The sequence below is a fragment of the Streptomyces cirratus genome (assembly GCF_014650775.1).
Lineage (GTDB): Bacteria > Actinomycetota > Actinomycetes > Streptomycetales > Streptomycetaceae > Streptomyces > Streptomyces cirratus.
Genome location: NZ_BMVP01000003.1, coordinates 61,399 through 75,537, shown reverse-complemented (window position 1 = coordinate 75,537; position 14,139 = coordinate 61,399). Strand labels below are relative to the sequence as shown.

General features: G+C 69.7%; 13 protein-coding genes and 1 pseudogene. 9 read left to right on the top strand and 5 right to left on the bottom strand.

Annotation, left to right across the window (positions count from 1 at the left end):
• Window positions 1-51: 51 nt before the first annotated feature.
• The 3 genes from IE207_RS09925 to IE207_RS09915 are packed head-to-tail and all read right to left on the bottom strand — an operon-like array spanning window position 52 to window position 4,212.
• Window positions 52-1,146, bottom strand: a complete 1,095-nt coding sequence (locus IE207_RS09925; RefSeq protein ID WP_190183710.1) for a quaternary amine ABC transporter ATP-binding protein — start codon at window positions 1,144-1,146, stop codon at window positions 52-54.
• Window positions 1,143-2,711, bottom strand: coding sequence for a GMC family oxidoreductase (locus IE207_RS09920; protein ID WP_190183709.1), 1,569 nt, complete (start codon window positions 2,709-2,711; stop codon window positions 1,143-1,145). The genes IE207_RS09925 and IE207_RS09920 overlap by 4 nt, the downstream gene beginning before the upstream one ends.
• Window positions 2,712-2,727: 16 nt before the next feature.
• The gene (locus IE207_RS09915) at window positions 2,728-4,212 is read right to left on the bottom strand and encodes an aldehyde dehydrogenase family protein (protein WP_190183708.1); all 1,485 of its coding nucleotides are present in this window, start codon (window positions 4,210-4,212) and stop codon (window positions 2,728-2,730) included.
• 498 nt (window positions 4,213-4,710) lie between these two features.
• Between IE207_RS09915 and IE207_RS09910 the strand changes: the two genes are divergently transcribed.
• The 5 genes and pseudogenes from IE207_RS09910 to IE207_RS09890 all read left to right on the top strand — a co-directional run.
• Window positions 4,711-5,088, top strand: a complete 378-nt coding sequence (locus IE207_RS09910; protein ID WP_190183707.1) for a hypothetical protein — start codon at window positions 4,711-4,713, stop codon at window positions 5,086-5,088.
• 342 nt (window positions 5,089-5,430) lie between these two features.
• Window positions 5,431-5,844, top strand: a complete 414-nt coding sequence (locus IE207_RS09905; protein WP_190183706.1) for a VOC family protein — start codon at window positions 5,431-5,433, stop codon at window positions 5,842-5,844.
• 557 nt (window positions 5,845-6,401) lie between these two features.
• Entirely contained in the window at window positions 6,402-7,646 is a 1,245-nt protein-coding gene (locus IE207_RS09900; protein ID WP_190183705.1) for a cupin domain-containing protein, read from the top strand.
• The gene (locus IE207_RS09895) at window positions 7,633-8,133 is read left to right on the top strand and encodes a hypothetical protein (protein ID WP_190183704.1); all 501 of its coding nucleotides are present in this window, start codon (window positions 7,633-7,635) and stop codon (window positions 8,131-8,133) included. The genes IE207_RS09900 and IE207_RS09895 overlap by 14 nt, the downstream gene beginning before the upstream one ends.
• Window positions 8,134-8,196: 63 nt before the next feature.
• Window positions 8,197-8,605: pseudogene (locus IE207_RS09890) on the top strand (transposase); the annotation flags it as partial.
• Window positions 8,606-8,850: 245 nt separating this feature from the next.
• On the opposite strand, the gene IE207_RS09885 reads toward IE207_RS09890, so the two are convergent.
• On the bottom strand, window positions 8,851-9,447 hold the full coding sequence (locus tag IE207_RS09885; protein ID WP_190183703.1) for a TetR/AcrR family transcriptional regulator: 597 nt from the start codon (window positions 9,445-9,447) through the stop codon (window positions 8,851-8,853).
• 183 nt (window positions 9,448-9,630) lie between these two features.
• Here IE207_RS09885 and IE207_RS09880 point away from each other — a divergent pair, with 183 nt between their 5' ends.
• The 4 genes from IE207_RS09880 to IE207_RS09865 all read left to right on the top strand — a co-directional run bounded on the left by IE207_RS09880 (window position 9,631) and on the right by IE207_RS09865 (window position 13,821).
• Window positions 9,631-10,620 carry an alpha/beta hydrolase family protein gene (locus tag IE207_RS09880; RefSeq protein WP_190183702.1) on the top strand — a complete coding sequence of 330 codons (990 nt, stop codon included), beginning with the start codon at window positions 9,631-9,633 and terminating at the stop codon, window positions 10,618-10,620.
• Between the two features lie 281 nt (window positions 10,621-10,901).
• Window positions 10,902-11,753 (top strand): iron uptake transporter permease EfeU, encoded by an 852-nt coding sequence (efeU, locus tag IE207_RS09875; RefSeq protein ID WP_190183701.1) that lies wholly within the window; start codon window positions 10,902-10,904, stop codon window positions 11,751-11,753.
• A 32-nt stretch (window positions 11,754-11,785) separates the two neighbouring features.
• A complete protein-coding gene (locus IE207_RS09870; RefSeq protein ID WP_190183700.1) occupies window positions 11,786-12,448 on the top strand; it encodes a response regulator transcription factor in 663 nt (220 codons plus the stop codon).
• Window positions 12,445-13,821 (top strand): sensor histidine kinase, encoded by a 1,377-nt coding sequence (locus tag IE207_RS09865; RefSeq protein WP_190183699.1) that lies wholly within the window; start codon window positions 12,445-12,447, stop codon window positions 13,819-13,821. The genes IE207_RS09870 and IE207_RS09865 overlap by 4 nt, the downstream gene beginning before the upstream one ends.
• Here IE207_RS09865 and IE207_RS09860 read toward each other — a convergent pair.
• The gene (locus tag IE207_RS09860) at window positions 13,802-14,056 is read right to left on the bottom strand and encodes a hypothetical protein (RefSeq protein WP_190184251.1); all 255 of its coding nucleotides are present in this window, start codon (window positions 14,054-14,056) and stop codon (window positions 13,802-13,804) included. The genes IE207_RS09865 and IE207_RS09860 overlap by 20 nt on opposite strands.
• Between the last annotated feature and the right edge of the window lie 83 nt (window positions 14,057-14,139).

Here is a 14,139-nt window from a genome sequence, read left to right as displayed (position 1 = left end):
CGCACCACCGCCCGTCGTCGGGGGCGGGGGCAGCGCAACGGGCACGGGGTGTCATGCCGCCACCCCCCGGCCGTCGGGCGTCGGGAGACCCGCCACCACGGCGAGCAGCCCGGCGTCGTCGACGACGCCGAGACAGCGGCCGCGGTCGACGACCCGTGCCGGGCCGCCGCAGCGCGCGACGGCCTCGATGGCCTCCACCACGGTGGCGGCCGGGGCGAGCGCGGGCCCGTGCTCGGCCTCGCCGGCCACCGCGGGGCGCATCGCGCTGCGTACGGTGATCACCTGCTCGCGCGGTACGTCGCGGACGAAGTCCCGTACGTAGTCGTCGGCGGGAGAGCCCACGATCTCCTCCGGCGTGCCCAGTTGCACGATCTTGCCGTCGCGCATCAGCGCGATCCGGTCGCCGAGGCGCAGCGCCTCCGTCAGGTCGTGGGTGATGAAGACCATCGTGCGGCCCTCCTCGTGGTGGAGCCTCGCCACCTCGTCCTGCATCTCCCGGCGGATCAGCGGGTCGAGTGCGCTGAACGGCTCGTCGAAGAGCAGGACCTCCGGGTCTGCGGCCAGGGCGCGGGCCAGGCCGACGCGCTGCTGCTGGCCGCCGGACAGCTGACCGGGCCGGCGTTCCTCGAGGCCTTCGAGGCCCACCTTGGCCACCATCTCCGCTGCTTTGGCCCGCCGGTCGATGCGGCTCACGCCCTGGATCTCCAGGCCGTAGGCGACGTTGTCGAGCACGGTGCGGTGCGGCAGCAGGCCGAAGTGCTGGAAGACCATGGCGGCGCGGTGCCGGCGCAGTTCGCGCAGGCGGGCGGCGTCCATGGCGAGGACGTCCTCGCCGTCGATGGACAGCGATCCGGCGGTGGGCTCGATCAGCCGGGTCATGCAGCGCACGAGGGTGGACTTGCCGGAGCCGGACAGGCCCATGACGACGAACACCTCGCCCTTGCGGACGTCGAAGGTGACGTCACGGACGGCGGCGGTACAGCCCGTCTGCTCGCGGAGTTCGGCCGCGGGCAGCGAGGCGTACTCGGATTCCGGGATCCGGACGGCCTTGCGCCGGGGTCCGAAGACCTTCCACAGTCCGTCGACCGCGAAGACGGGGGAGTCGGTGCCGGGCACGGCGGCGGTGCCGGTCGAGGGTGCGTTCACCGGGTCTCACCGCCCCGCAGCAGATCAGCGGCTTTCTCGCCCACCATGAGTACTCCGATCATCGGGTTGACGGCGGGCATCGTCGGGAAGACCGAGGCGTCCGCGATGCGCAGGCCGTCGAGACCGCGTACCTTCAAGTCAGGTTCCACAACGGCCTGTTCGTCGTCGGCGGCGCCCATCTTGCAGGTGCCGGCCGGGTGGTAGACGGTGTGGGCCACGGAGCGGGCGTAGGCGCTGAGGGCCTCGTCGTCGGTGATCTCGGGGCCCGGGCAGACTTCGCGCCGCAGCCAGCCCGCCAGCGGCTCGGTCGCGGCTATCTCGCGGGCGAGCTTGATCCCGTCGACCAGGGTGCGGGCGTCGTAGTCCTCCTCGTCCGTGAAGTAACGGAAGTCCAGGGCCGGTTTGACCTCGGGGTCCGCACTCGTGAGGTAAAGACGGCCACGGCTGCGCGGCTTGGGGATGTTCGGGGTCAACGACACGCCGTGCGCCGGGCGTTCGTAGCCGATCCGCTCCGGGTTGTCGGTGAAGGGGATCTGGTAGAAGTGGAACATCAGGTCGGGACCGGGGGAGTCGGGGTCGCGCCGTACGAACAGACCCGCGTCGCTGTCCATCGCCGAGTTCTCGGGAATGGGGCCTTCGGTCTCCCAGACGATCACCGATTCGGGATGGTCGAGGAGGTTCTCGCCGACGCCCGGCAGGTCGTGGACGACGGGAATGCCGAGCGCCTCCAGGTCACGGCGCGGACCGATGCCGGAGTGCAGCAGCAGCCGGGGGGTGTCGATAGCCCCCGCGCACACCAGCACCTCCCTGCGGGCCGTGATCAACGACCTGCGGCCGTCCTTGGCGCGGACGTGGACGCCGCGCGCCCGGGTGCCGTCCAGCTCCAGACGGTACGCCCAGGTCTCCAGCAGCAGCCGCAGGTTCGGCCGGTCGTCCATGACGGGGTGCAGGTAGGCCACCGACGCCGACGAGCGCTTGTTGTCCTCCGGGTGGTAGGCGAGGTCGAAGAAGCCCACCCCCTCGTGGAACGGCTTGCGGTTGAAGCCCTCGACCCGCGGCACTGCCAGCGCGTCCTGCGCGGCGTCCACGAAGTCGCGGGCGATGGCGTTACGGTCCGCCTCGCCGACCGGCACGATGTTGTTCAGGAGCCGGTCGAAGTACGGGTCCATGGCGTCCGCGTGCCACCCCTCGGCGCCGGCTTCGTCCCACTCGTCCCAGTCGGACGGCAGCGGCTTGAAGGCGATGAGGGTGTTGTGCGAGGAGCAGCCGCCCAGGACCCGCGCCCGGCTGTGCCTGATGTGCGAGTTGCCGCGCGGCTGCTCGGTGGTCGGGTAGTCGTAGTCGAGTTCGCCTCCGAGCAGACCCATCCAACGGCGCAGGGTGAGGACGTCGGGGCGGTCGACATCGCTCGGACCGCCCTCGATGACGGCGACGGTGACGCTCGGGTCCTCGGTCAGCCGGGAGGCGATCACCGAACCGGCGGTGCCGCCGCCGACCACGACGTAGTCGTACTGGTGTTCGTCTTCGTGATCGTGGTGGTCATGGTGGTGCGTGGTGCCGCTCATGTCTCTCCTGCCCCCGTCAGCCCGCGAACCAGCGCACGGGGCGCGGCGCGAGGTTCTGGTACACGTGCTTGGTCTCGCGGTACTCGGCCAGTCCCGACGGGCCGAGCTCGCGCCCGATCCCGGACTTCCCGAATCCGCCCCACTCCGCCTGCGGAAGGTAGGGGTGGAAGTCGTTGATCCACACGGTGCCGTGGCGCAGCCGCCCGGCCACCCGGCGGGCCCGGCCCTGGTCCGACGTCCAGACGCCGCCGGCGAGGCCGTACTCGGTGTCGTTGGCGAGCGTGACGGCCTCGTCCTCGGTACGGAACGTCTCGACGGTCAGCACCGGCCCGAAGACCTCCTCGCGCACGACGCGCATGCGCCGGTTGCAACGGTCGAGGACGGTCGGGCGGTAGAAGTACCCCGGCCCCTCGGGCTGCTCGCCCCCGGCGCGCAGCACCGCCCCCTCGGCGAGCGCGGAGGCGACGTACGACCGGGTCCGCTCGAGCTGCGCCGCCGAGACCAGCGGGCCGCACTCGACCCCCGGGTCCGCGCCCCGGCCGATGCGGATCTTCTCTGCCCGGCGCGCGAGTTCCGCGACGAACCGCTCGCGCAGCGACTCCTCGACGATCAGCCGGGAGCCGGCCGAGCACACCTGGCCGCTGTGCGTGAAAGCGGCGTTGAGCGCCTGGTCGACGGCGGTGTCGAAACCTTCCTCCGTGGCGCAGGCATCGGCGAACACCACATTGGGGTTCTTGCCGCCCAGTTCGAGCGCGACCTTCTTGACGGTGTCGGCGGCCGCCCGCATGACCTTCGTACCGCTGGTGAGGCCACCGGTGAAGGAGATCAGGTCGACGTCGGGGTGGGCCGCGAGGCGGGCGCCCACCGGGTCGCCGGGGCCGGTGACCAGATTGGCGACCCCGGCGGGCAGGCCCGCCTCCACCAGCAGCTCGATCAGGGCCACCGTGGTCAGCGGGGTCAGCTCGCTCGGCTTGACGACGAAGGTGTTGCCCGCCGCCAGGGCCGGAGCGATCTTCCAGCTCGCCTGGAGCAGCGGATAGTTCCACGGCGTGATCAGGGCGCACACCCCGACCGGCTCGTGGACGACCACGCTGTGGATGTCGGGCGATCCGGCGTCGACGACCCGGCCGGCGCCCTCGCCGATCACGAGGTCCGCGAAGTAGCGGAACGCGTCGGTGACGCAGTCCACGTCCACGCGGCCCTCTTCGAGCGTCTTGCCCGCGTCCCGGCTCTCCAGGAGGCCGATCCGCTCACGGTCGCGCTGGAGCAGGTCGGCGGTACGGCGCAGCAGCGCCGCGCGCTCGGCGACCGGGGTGCCGGGCCACTGTCCGCTGTCGAAGGCGGCCCGGGCGGCGCCGACGGCCGCGTCCGTGTCGGCGGCGTCACCCTCGGCGACCACGGCGAGGACGGTGGCGTCCGCCGGGTCCAGGACCTCCCTGGTGGCTCCTGATGCCGCTGACCGCCACGTTCCGGCCGTGTGAATGGTCTGTTGCTCCGACACTGCGCGCTGTACCTCCGGTTCCGGCACCACGGCGGGCCCGCGGTGACCTGGAATAGGCGCGCCTGCCCGGTGCCCCGGATGGCATGTCCCATCCGTCACTCAAGTGACCGGAGTCACGCCGGGCACGGCGACGGGCCGTGTGCGCCGGGCGGACGGCCGGCGTCGGATCGCACCCGTCGACGGCTTCTTCGCCCTCTCGGGGGGGCGTTGCTCCACAACGCTCGCAGATCACGTGTCAACTCGCCGCGCACCGCCCGTGGTTGCGTCCGTCCCGGTCGGTCATCCCGTTCACCCGCACCGACGCGCCCGCCCCTTCGGCCGACCCCGCGTGATCGGGAACCAGGACGTCGCCCTCGGCGCCCTCGTCGACCTCCTCGACCGCCTGTCGGCGAGCGGCGTGGTCCTCGTTCGGGCCCTTGGGGAAGCTCCTGTGGACGACGCCCGTGATCCACTCCGTACGGAGGGTTTGCCGTACGGACTTCCGGTCACACGCTGAACATGACCGAATCGGAAAAGACCACCAACAACCTTTCTCCGTCGAGTAGTTCCCCCAACGGGACCAAGGCCCGCTCGCAGGCCACCGGCGCGACGAGCGAGGGCGCGAAGGCGGCCTCCGACGCGGCGGGCGGCACCACGGGAGCCTTCACCGCCCTCCCCGCCCCGCTGGCGGAGAAGACCGCAGCCGCGGCCCGGGCGCTGCGCGGCACCGTCGGCCGGGCCGGCTGGATCTGGACCGAGGTCCGGGCCCGCAAGGCCACCGTGGCCGCGGCCGCCACCGCCGGAGCGGCCGCCGTGACCACCGCCTACACCCTGGGCCGCCGGTCGGGCCTGCGCGGCCGGGGCCCGCTCACACGGCTCACCGGCGGCCGCATCTGACCGGCGCGGCCGTTCCGGGGCCGGGGCGCGGTCTCCCGCTTTCGACGAGCCGCGCCCCGGCCCGTCCGCCGCGTCCAGGGGTGATCGCCGGGCTGCCGGTCGGGCCGGATGGCCTGCGGCCCCTGGTCCGGGCGGTCCCGGGTCATGCCCAGGTCGCCTGGAGCCGCTCCCCGCAGTGCCGGGGATCAGCCCCCGCCTCCCTCGGGAGCGAGCGCCATCGCCCATCGCCCCCGGCTGCGCAGCCGCCGAAGCCGGAAGCCGGATCGAGGACATGACCCACCAGGCCCGCTGTACGGCCTGTCTCGAAGTCCGGCTGATTCGATCTTGTGGCAAGATCGCGGGATGCTGCGACTGACTGACTTCATTATCGACTGCCCGGACACGATGAAGCTGGCGGCCTTCTACTCCGAGGTGACGGGGCTCCCGGTCAAGGAGGACAGCAACGAGCACTGGGCCGGTATCCGGTTCGGCGAGATCGAACTGGCCTTCATCCAGGTGGAGGACTACCGCGCCCCGCAGTGGCCCGACAGCGAGCACCCCAAGCAGTACCACCTCGACTTCGAAGTCGACGACATCGAAGCCGAACAGCGCCGCGTCCTGGCCATCGGCGCGACCCTGCAGCGGGACTGCGTCGGCCCCGAGGGCTACGGTTTCCGCGTGTACACCGACCCCGTCGGCCACCCCTTCTGCCTCTGCCGCAACAAGGGTGTCATCTGGACCGATCAGGGTCCCAGTTGGCCCGAGCGCGACCAGTAGGTCGACCCGGCGCACCCGTATTCCACCTGGCGGCACTTCGACTGGCGGAGCGGAGGCGTCCCGGTCCTCCACCCGTTCTGGGGCGAGAACAAGACGCCCGCCGACGACACCAGGCCCATCACCGGAGGCGAGTGGGCCCGCGCCGCCGGCGCCCCGGAGTTCTGCGAGCGCGCCGCCGCCACTCCGGCTGACGCCTGACCTCCCCGCAGGAACGCGGCGTTCCTCAGTGCCGCCCCGGCCGGGAAGGCCGGGGCGGTCGCGGTGCTCCGCCACGACCAGCGCAAGGAAGCAGCAGCAGTGCAGCGAACGGAGCTCTACTGAATCGACGTCCCCATGCACACCCCCGACCGGTCGCGGCACGGCCTGCTGTGACTGAGCGTTCCGCTTGCCACCGAGTGTTGCAGTTGGCGGAGTGGTCGCCCTCGCGGTGATCCTTTGCGAGCTGGAGGAGTGCCAGCTTGCATAGAGCGGTGGATGCGCACCCATCAGGGGGACTCTCGTCGCAGATTGGACTGCTGGTCCTTGAAATCAGTAGAGCCAGCCAGTAGAAGTCTCGCATGGCCGTCCGCAACTTGCCTGTATCGCGACAATTGAACCTCGATTGGATTTTGCATCCGGTCATTACGTCAGACTTTCTCGGATCCGATTGGGAAACCCGCCCCCTCCTGGTAGCCAGAGATGACATTGACTACTTCGCAAGTTTGCCGGGATTGAATGAAGTCGAGGAACTGATTGCCGCAACATGCGGTGGTAATTCTCCAACCCGTGCAGATATGCGCATCATTCGCAGCGACCGAGGGGAAAGGCCATCCGAGCTGGATGCCCAGCTACACGGCAATGGCACTCCGGATATTCAGGCGATTTATCGTGCGTATCAAAACGGATACTCTGTCGTCATCAACGGACTTCATCGCACGTCTGCGGCGATCGCCGACCTCAGTCGTAACCTTGAAGGTGTGCTGCATCATCGAGTTGGCGTAAACCTGTATCTCACGCCACGCCGCGGTCAGGGATTCGCCCCGCATGTCGACACTCATGACGTCTTCATTCTGCAACTGCATGGTGTCAAGCACTGGCGTGTAGGAACGCCGTCGAAGGATCTTCCTCTCCCCGGTGCGGAACGACGGCCTGTCGAACTCGTCGACTGCTCGGACTTCACATTGAATCCGGGCGACGTCCTTTATTTGCCGCGCGGATTTCCCCACGAAGCAATCACATCTGATTCTTCGTCTCTTCACCTGACGGTCGGTATCCATGCCTACCGTTGGGTCGACTTCATGATCGAAGCCTTCGGTGTGATGGCTGGCAACGATGTGAGGCTTAGAGGGGCGCTCCCACCCGGCTTCCTCGACGGTCCGTTTGAAACGCAGCGCATCTCGGATATTCTCGAGAGCTTCACGAGTGCTGTTCAGGACGGAGCGCTCGCCGAACAGGTGAAGGCGCGCATCGGCGACAAGCTGTTCAAGGAAGGAAAAGCGGCCGGATCGGGGCATTTTCGGTCACTGGATTCAATTCAAAGCCTGAATTCAGAATCATTGGTATTTCGCACTCCAAGCCTCTTCTGCAAGGTGCGGTCCACTTCCGGCGAGAGCAGGATCGAGTTCGCGACCAATTTTGTTGCCGGGCCGGAGTACTTGGATCCGACGTTCAACTTCATCGCAGAACATCACAAATTTGCAGTGCATGAAATTCCTGGGATGCTCAGCGCTCAGGAGAAGCTCGACCTTGTGATTAGGCTCGTCGGTGAGGGCCTGCTGCAGATCACCCCTGAAACGGAGGAAGTAGCTGATGGGCGTCGGTAATGAGGAAAAGGGATTGTCGGGGTCGAAGTCGGATTCGACCCCTGGTAGTAACGCAGTGGACGAAGATGATGCGTTGGTACTACGAAACTGGTTCGATAGCCTGTCGTGGCAGGACCCTCGGTACGGTAACAAATTGCTGCTCAAGTTGGCCGCCTTGGCGATGGGTAGCGACGAGAAACGACAGCGCCTCCTCAGCGACGCGGACGTCCTGGTCCGAGAAGTCCAGTCAGGTGCCGGTTTCGACCCCCTCGAGGGCGTACATTTGAGGTTCTGGGAGAATACCCCAGATACCCTGCACATCATCTTGCCTCCAAGGGCCGGGGCGGCGAGTGAAATCCCCAAATCCCTGAAAGAAGCACTGCGCTCACGCACCTCACTTCCTAAAGACGGGGTGCATGTTCGAGACGATTCTGCCTGGGATTTTGGCAATTTTTATGACTCTACCGACAGGGGGAATCATGGTGAGGATAGTCCTCCCGATGCTTGACGGATCGTTTCAGAATGAGTTGAGCAGCGGGTCTTGCGCTCGGTGATCTTGGTCGGCGGGGGTGTTCCGGCCGAGGCCGTGGGCTGCTCCGGGGTGACGGCTTGGCGCCGGCCGCGGGACTGGACCAAGGCCGGCGTCTGGCCCGCGTCTGGACTGCGCCGCGCTGACCTCCTGGGCCTGGACGACTGCGCCGTGGGCGGGGGGCATGTCCGGGCCCTGAAAGGGGGAGTATGCCGGTCCCTCGCCCGTTGACCGTGTCCGTCCCGGCTCCAGGCACCATCTGACCGTCGACCGCCAGGGCGCACCGCTCGCTGTCACGCTCACCAGCGGAAACCGGCATGAGGTCACCCGGTTGCTGCCGCTGCTGGGAGCTGTCCCAGCGATTCGGGGCCTGGGAGGACTCCCACACCGCAAGCCCCGGCGTCTGTATGCCGATCGGGGCTACGACTTCGACAAGTACCGCCGTCTGCTGTGGAACTTGCACCAGTTCAAGCGGCTCCGCATCCGCTAGGAACGACGCGCGGATCTTGTCGATTTCCGCCCTTGGGGGCTGAACTCAGGGGAGGTCGAAGGTGATGCTCACCGAACCGTCCCCGTCCGGCGCCTCCGTGAGCGCCCGGCTCCGGTGTGCTCGCGCCGCATCGGCCCTGGCCCGCAACGGGGCCAGGATGCATGTCCAGACCTCACTCCTTCCCCAGGCGGGCGAACCGGCGCCGGTCAGGCCGGCTGCGGTCGACGTAGTCCCTGGAGGAGCAGGTCGATCAGTCGGCGCGGGTCGTAGCGGGGGTCGCCGTCGCGTCCGACGCAGAGGTTGCCGATGCCGCGCAGCAGTTCGTAGGGCTGCACATCGGCTCTGATCTCGCCGGCGTCGGCCGCGGCGTCGAGGAGCTGCTCGCAGACGGGCATCAAACGGTCGACGAAGTAGGTGTGCAGCGCCTCGAAGCCGCTGTTGTCCGACTGGAGGGCGTTGGCGAGTCCGTGCTTGGTGACCAGGAAGTCGACGAAGAGGTCGATCCACTGGCGCAGCGCTGCGAACGGCGAGTCCGCGTCGGCCAGCAGGTGGGGGCCGGCTTCCGCGCACGCCTCGACCTGGTGGCGGTAGACGGCGACGACGAGATCCGCCCTCGTGGGGAAGTGGCGGTAGATCGTCGCCACCCCGACGCCCGCCCGGGCTGCGATCTGACGGATCGGCGCGTCGACGCCCGAGGTGACGAACACCTCGGCGGCCGCCGCGAGGAGCGTCTGCTGGTTGCGCACCGCGTCGGCCCTCTTGCCTCGGGCCGGCGCCCTTCCGGACTGGCCTGCAGAGGTCACCACGTTCTCCTTCCGACGACCCGACGACCCGGCGGCCGCCATTGACCAAACGGAACAGCGTTCCGTATATTAAATGGAACAGCGATCCGCTTCCGAGCTTAGCGGAAGCCGGACGCTTTCCGTACGCCTCCCCCGGCTGCGTCATGCCGGCAGCCGAGGCCCTTCGAGGGGACACACGCGTTCATGAGTGCATCAATCTCCGCAACCACCTCCGCAGGCTCCAGGGCCTCCGCAGCCGACACCTTCGGCCCGCCCGCTCCCGTCCTGTCGTTCAGCCCAGTGGTGCTGACCGTCCCCGGACGCCCCGTGGACCTTCAGCTGCGCGTCTCCGCCCCCGCGAGCGGGACCGACCTCCCCGTCATCCTCCTCTCCCACGGGCACGGCCCCTCGAACAACCTCTCCTCACTCAACGGCTACGCACCGCTCGCGAACTTCTGGGCCGCACACGGGTTCGTCGTCATCCAGCCCACGCACCTCAGCTCCCGGACGCTGCGCCACCTGCACACCGCCAGCCCCGGCTCAGCCCTGTCGTGGCGCTCACGCGCCGAGGACATGAAGCACATCCTCGATCAACTCGGCATCGTGGAGCGCGCCGTGCCGCAGCTCGCCGGCCGCATCGACCACGACAAGGTCGCCGTCGCCGGACACTCCTTCGGCGGCCACACCGCCGGCCTCCTGCTCGGCGCCCGCCTCGTAGACCCGGACGACGGAAAGGAAGTGAACCTCATCGAGCCGCGGATCAAGGCCGGTGTGCTGCTGGCCGCACCCGGACGAGGCGATGTCCTGAACGAGTCGTCGGCCGCGAGCATGCCGTTCTTACTCACCACGGACTTCTCCACCATGACCACGCCCGCCCTCGTTGTCGTCGGCGACAAGGACGACCCCCGGCACTTCACCGACGTGGGCCCGGCCTGGCACGCCGACCCCTACAGCCTCGCCCTTGCCCCCAAGACGCTGCTCACCCTGTTCGGGGCGGAGCACGGGCTCGGCGGGGTGTCCGGATATGACGCCGCCGAAACCACGGACGAAGACCCCGGCCGGGTTGCCGCCCTCCAGCGCCTCACCTGGGCCTACCTCCGCACCGAGCTCTACCCCGGGGACTCCGCCTGGCAGGCGGCCCGTGATGCGCTCGCGGCCGATCCCGACCCGCTCGGACGCGTCGACGCCAAGTAGAACCGCCGGCGCCGCGTCGCTGACGGCCGGACCGGGCGCAGGGCGGAAGATCGCGCGCCGCGCCCGCCGGTGGTGTGGTCCGCCCCTATCGTCTACAGTTCCGTAGTCGGAAGGGCAGCCTTGCCTAACCGAGACTGCCGCAGCTTCGCCGCCACCGAGATCGAGGCCGGCGAGTACGAGTTCGCGTTCGGCCGTCTTCGCCGTCCCGGCGGCCGTCCGCGACAAGGACGACTGGTGGGGCCGGACGCCGTTCACGTGACCGACGGAAGGACCCCACCACCGTGTTCGGCAACTATCTGATCGGTCTGCGCGAAGGGCTGGAGGCCAGCCTCGTCGTCTGCATCCTCATCGCCTACCTCGTGAAGACCGGCCACAAGGACAAGCTCGGGCCGCTCTGGGTGGGCGTGGGCCTGGCCGTTGCCCTATCGCTGGGGTTCGGCGCCGCCCTCCAGTTCGGCTCCTCCACCTTGACCTTCGAGGCCCAGGAAGGGCTCGGCGGCACCCTGTCGATCATCTCGGTGGGGCTGGTGACCTGGATGGTCTTCTGGATGAAGCGCACCGCCCGGCACCTGAAGGCCGAGCTCCAAGGCCGGCTCGACGCCGCGCTCGCCGTGGGCACCGGCGCGCTGGTGTTCACCGCGTTCATGGCGGTGGGCCGTGAGGGCCTGGAGACCTCGCTGTTCATCTGGACGGCCGTGCAGGCCACTGGTGACGGAATCCGCCCGCTGGTCGGCGCCTTGCTGGGGCTCCTGTCCTCCGTGGTGCTGGGCTGGCTGTTCTACCGCGGCGCCCTGAGGATCAACCTGGCCAAGTTCTTCACCTGGACCGGCGCCATGCTGGTAGTCGTCGCGGCGGGTGTCCTCGCGTACGGCTTCCACGACCTCCAGGAGGGCGGCTTCCTGCCCGGTCTGCATGCCCTCGCCTTCGACGTCAGTACGACCGTCCCCTCCGACAGCTGGTACGGGACCCTCCTGAAGGGCGTCTTCAACTTCCAGCCCAACCCGACTGTTCTCCAGGGCACCGTTTGGGCCCTCTACCTCGTTCCCGTGATGGCCCTCTTCCTCGCGCCCCCGCGTGGCAACAGGACCACGCCGGCCACCGGCGCGGCCCCGAAGACGACGAAGGTCGCCTGAGCCCGGCCGTCCCCGACAGAACAGAGGCCCGCATGACCCGACACGTCCTGGTCGTCGAGGACGACCACCGGCTGCGCGACGTCCTGCTGCGCGGCCTGCGCGAGGAGGGCTTCGAGACGACTCCCGCGCAGGACGGCGCGGCGGCACTGCGGCTGGCCGTGGACGGCATCGACGCCGTCGTCCTCGACATCGGCCTCCCCGACGCGGACGGCCGCGACGTGTGCCAGGCTCTGCGTGCCAACGGATTCGACCGCCCGGTGATCTTCCTGACTGCCCGTCACCACCTCACGGACCGGCTCAGCGGGTTCTCCGCCGGAGGCGACGACTATCTCGCCAAACCCTTCCACCTCGCCGAACTGGCCGCCCGGCTCCGGGCCGCCGTCAAACGCAGCCCTCCGGTCTCCCCCGTCGGCGGGGGAGAGGTGGTACTGGACGCCGTCCGCCACACTTGCACCGTACGCGACCGGCCCGTGACCCTGAGCCCGACCGAATTCCGGATCATGGCCGCCCTGCTGGCCGCAGCGGGCGACCTGGTCCCCCGACGGGAGCTGGTACGGGCCGGCTGGCCCGAAGGTGCCCAGGTCAGCGACAACACCCTCGATCAGTACCTGACCCGGCTGCGCCGCAAACTGCGGGCGGCCGGCAGCACCCTCACCCTCGCCACCTCCCGCGGCGTCGGGCACCGCCTGTCATGAAGCTGCTCCAGCCCGCAGCGCGGCCGGCCACCCTGCGCGGACGGCTCTCCCTGCTCGCGGTCGCGACCGCCGCCTTCGTGATGGCGGTGTTCACGATCGCCTTCAACGCGTTCGTGCACCAGCACCTGGCCCGCCAGGCGGACGACCAGTTGCGGGCCCGCGCCTCCGCCATCGCCGCCACCGTCGACACCAGCGGCCCCGTACTGCGCGTACTGGAGACCCCGCAAGAGGGCCTCCTCGACGCCAACGCCTGGATCTACCAAGGGACAACCCTGGTCGAGCAGCCCCCCTCCACCGCGGCGGACGGCCCAGCCACCCGGACGGCCGCCCGTCTCGCAGCGCAGGGCGGCGCCCGGTGCGCCACCACGTCGAACGGCGCGGTGGGCGTCCGGCTCTGCGCCCGGCCGGTGCCGCCACCGGCCGGCGGTACCAGGACCGCGACCGTGGTCACCGCGCTCGACCTCACCCCGTACCGTGCGTCGGCCGACACCCTGCTGCTGGCCTCCCTGGCGCTGGACGCCGTCATGCTCGCCTGCACGTACGCGGTGACCCGACTCGCCGTCGGCCGGGCTCTGCGCCCCGTCCGCACGATGACCGAGCAAGCCGCCCGATGGAGTGCCAGCGCCTCCGACGAACGCTTCAGCGGCGCGCCCCGGCCCGCCGAACTCGCCCGGCTGGGCGCCTCGCTCGACGCCTTCCTCGACCGGATCCGGGCAGTCCTGCGCCACGAACAGCAGCTGACCAGCGAGCTGTCCCACGAACTGCGCAACCCGCTGGCCACCATCGTCGCCGAACTCGACTGGTGGCAGGGGCGCCCCCGCAGCGAGGACGAGACGCTCACCGCGCAGCGGGCGATCGGTGACGCGGCCCGGACCATGCAGACCATCTGCGACACGCTCCTCGCCGAAGCCCGCGAGGATGCCCGGCGGGCGCCCGGCACCGCCGCCGTGTTCCCCGTGCTGAGGACCCTCGCCGCCCGCACCGACCCGGCCCTCGTCCCGGTCCGCGTCCTGGCCGTCGGCGAGGAGGGGGACCTGGTCGCCGGGGTGCCCGCCGCCGTCCTGGAGCGGATCGTGAGCCCCTTGTTGGACAACGCCCTGCGCTACGCGGCGACAGCGGTCCACATCCGTGCGTCCGGGGAACCGGGCCACGTCCGCATCGAGGTGGGCGACGACGGCCCCGGCGTTCCCGAGGGCTTCCGCTCCCACCTGTTCCAGCCCGGCCGCCGGGCCGATCCGGGCGACGGCCACGACGGGGCGGGCCTGGGACTGCCGCTCTCCCGGCGGCTGGCCCGCTCCGCGGGCGGGGAGGCGGAACTCGGCGAACCGGGCGGCGGGGGAGCGGTGTTCGTGGTCAGACTGCCGGCCGGCTGAACCCCGCCGGCGGGGTCACGTCCATGCGGGTTGCCGTCAGGTACAGCACCCGCGCGGCGATGACCGGCAGGAACAGTTCGCTGGTGACGGCGGTACCGAGGCCCGGACCCCCGTCGTCGCTGCGGAACCGGCTGACGAAGACGAGGGTCGGCGCCACGGCGAACACCGCGGTGGTGACTTCCAGGGGCACGCCCAGGCGGTCCGTCAGGTTGTCGCTGTTCGGCGTGCCCGCCACACCGGCCGGTACAGACCTCCGACACCTCGTTCCGGCGCAGCCCTCCAGCCACGGGCGGCACCGGGCCGGCTGTGTGTCCCGGA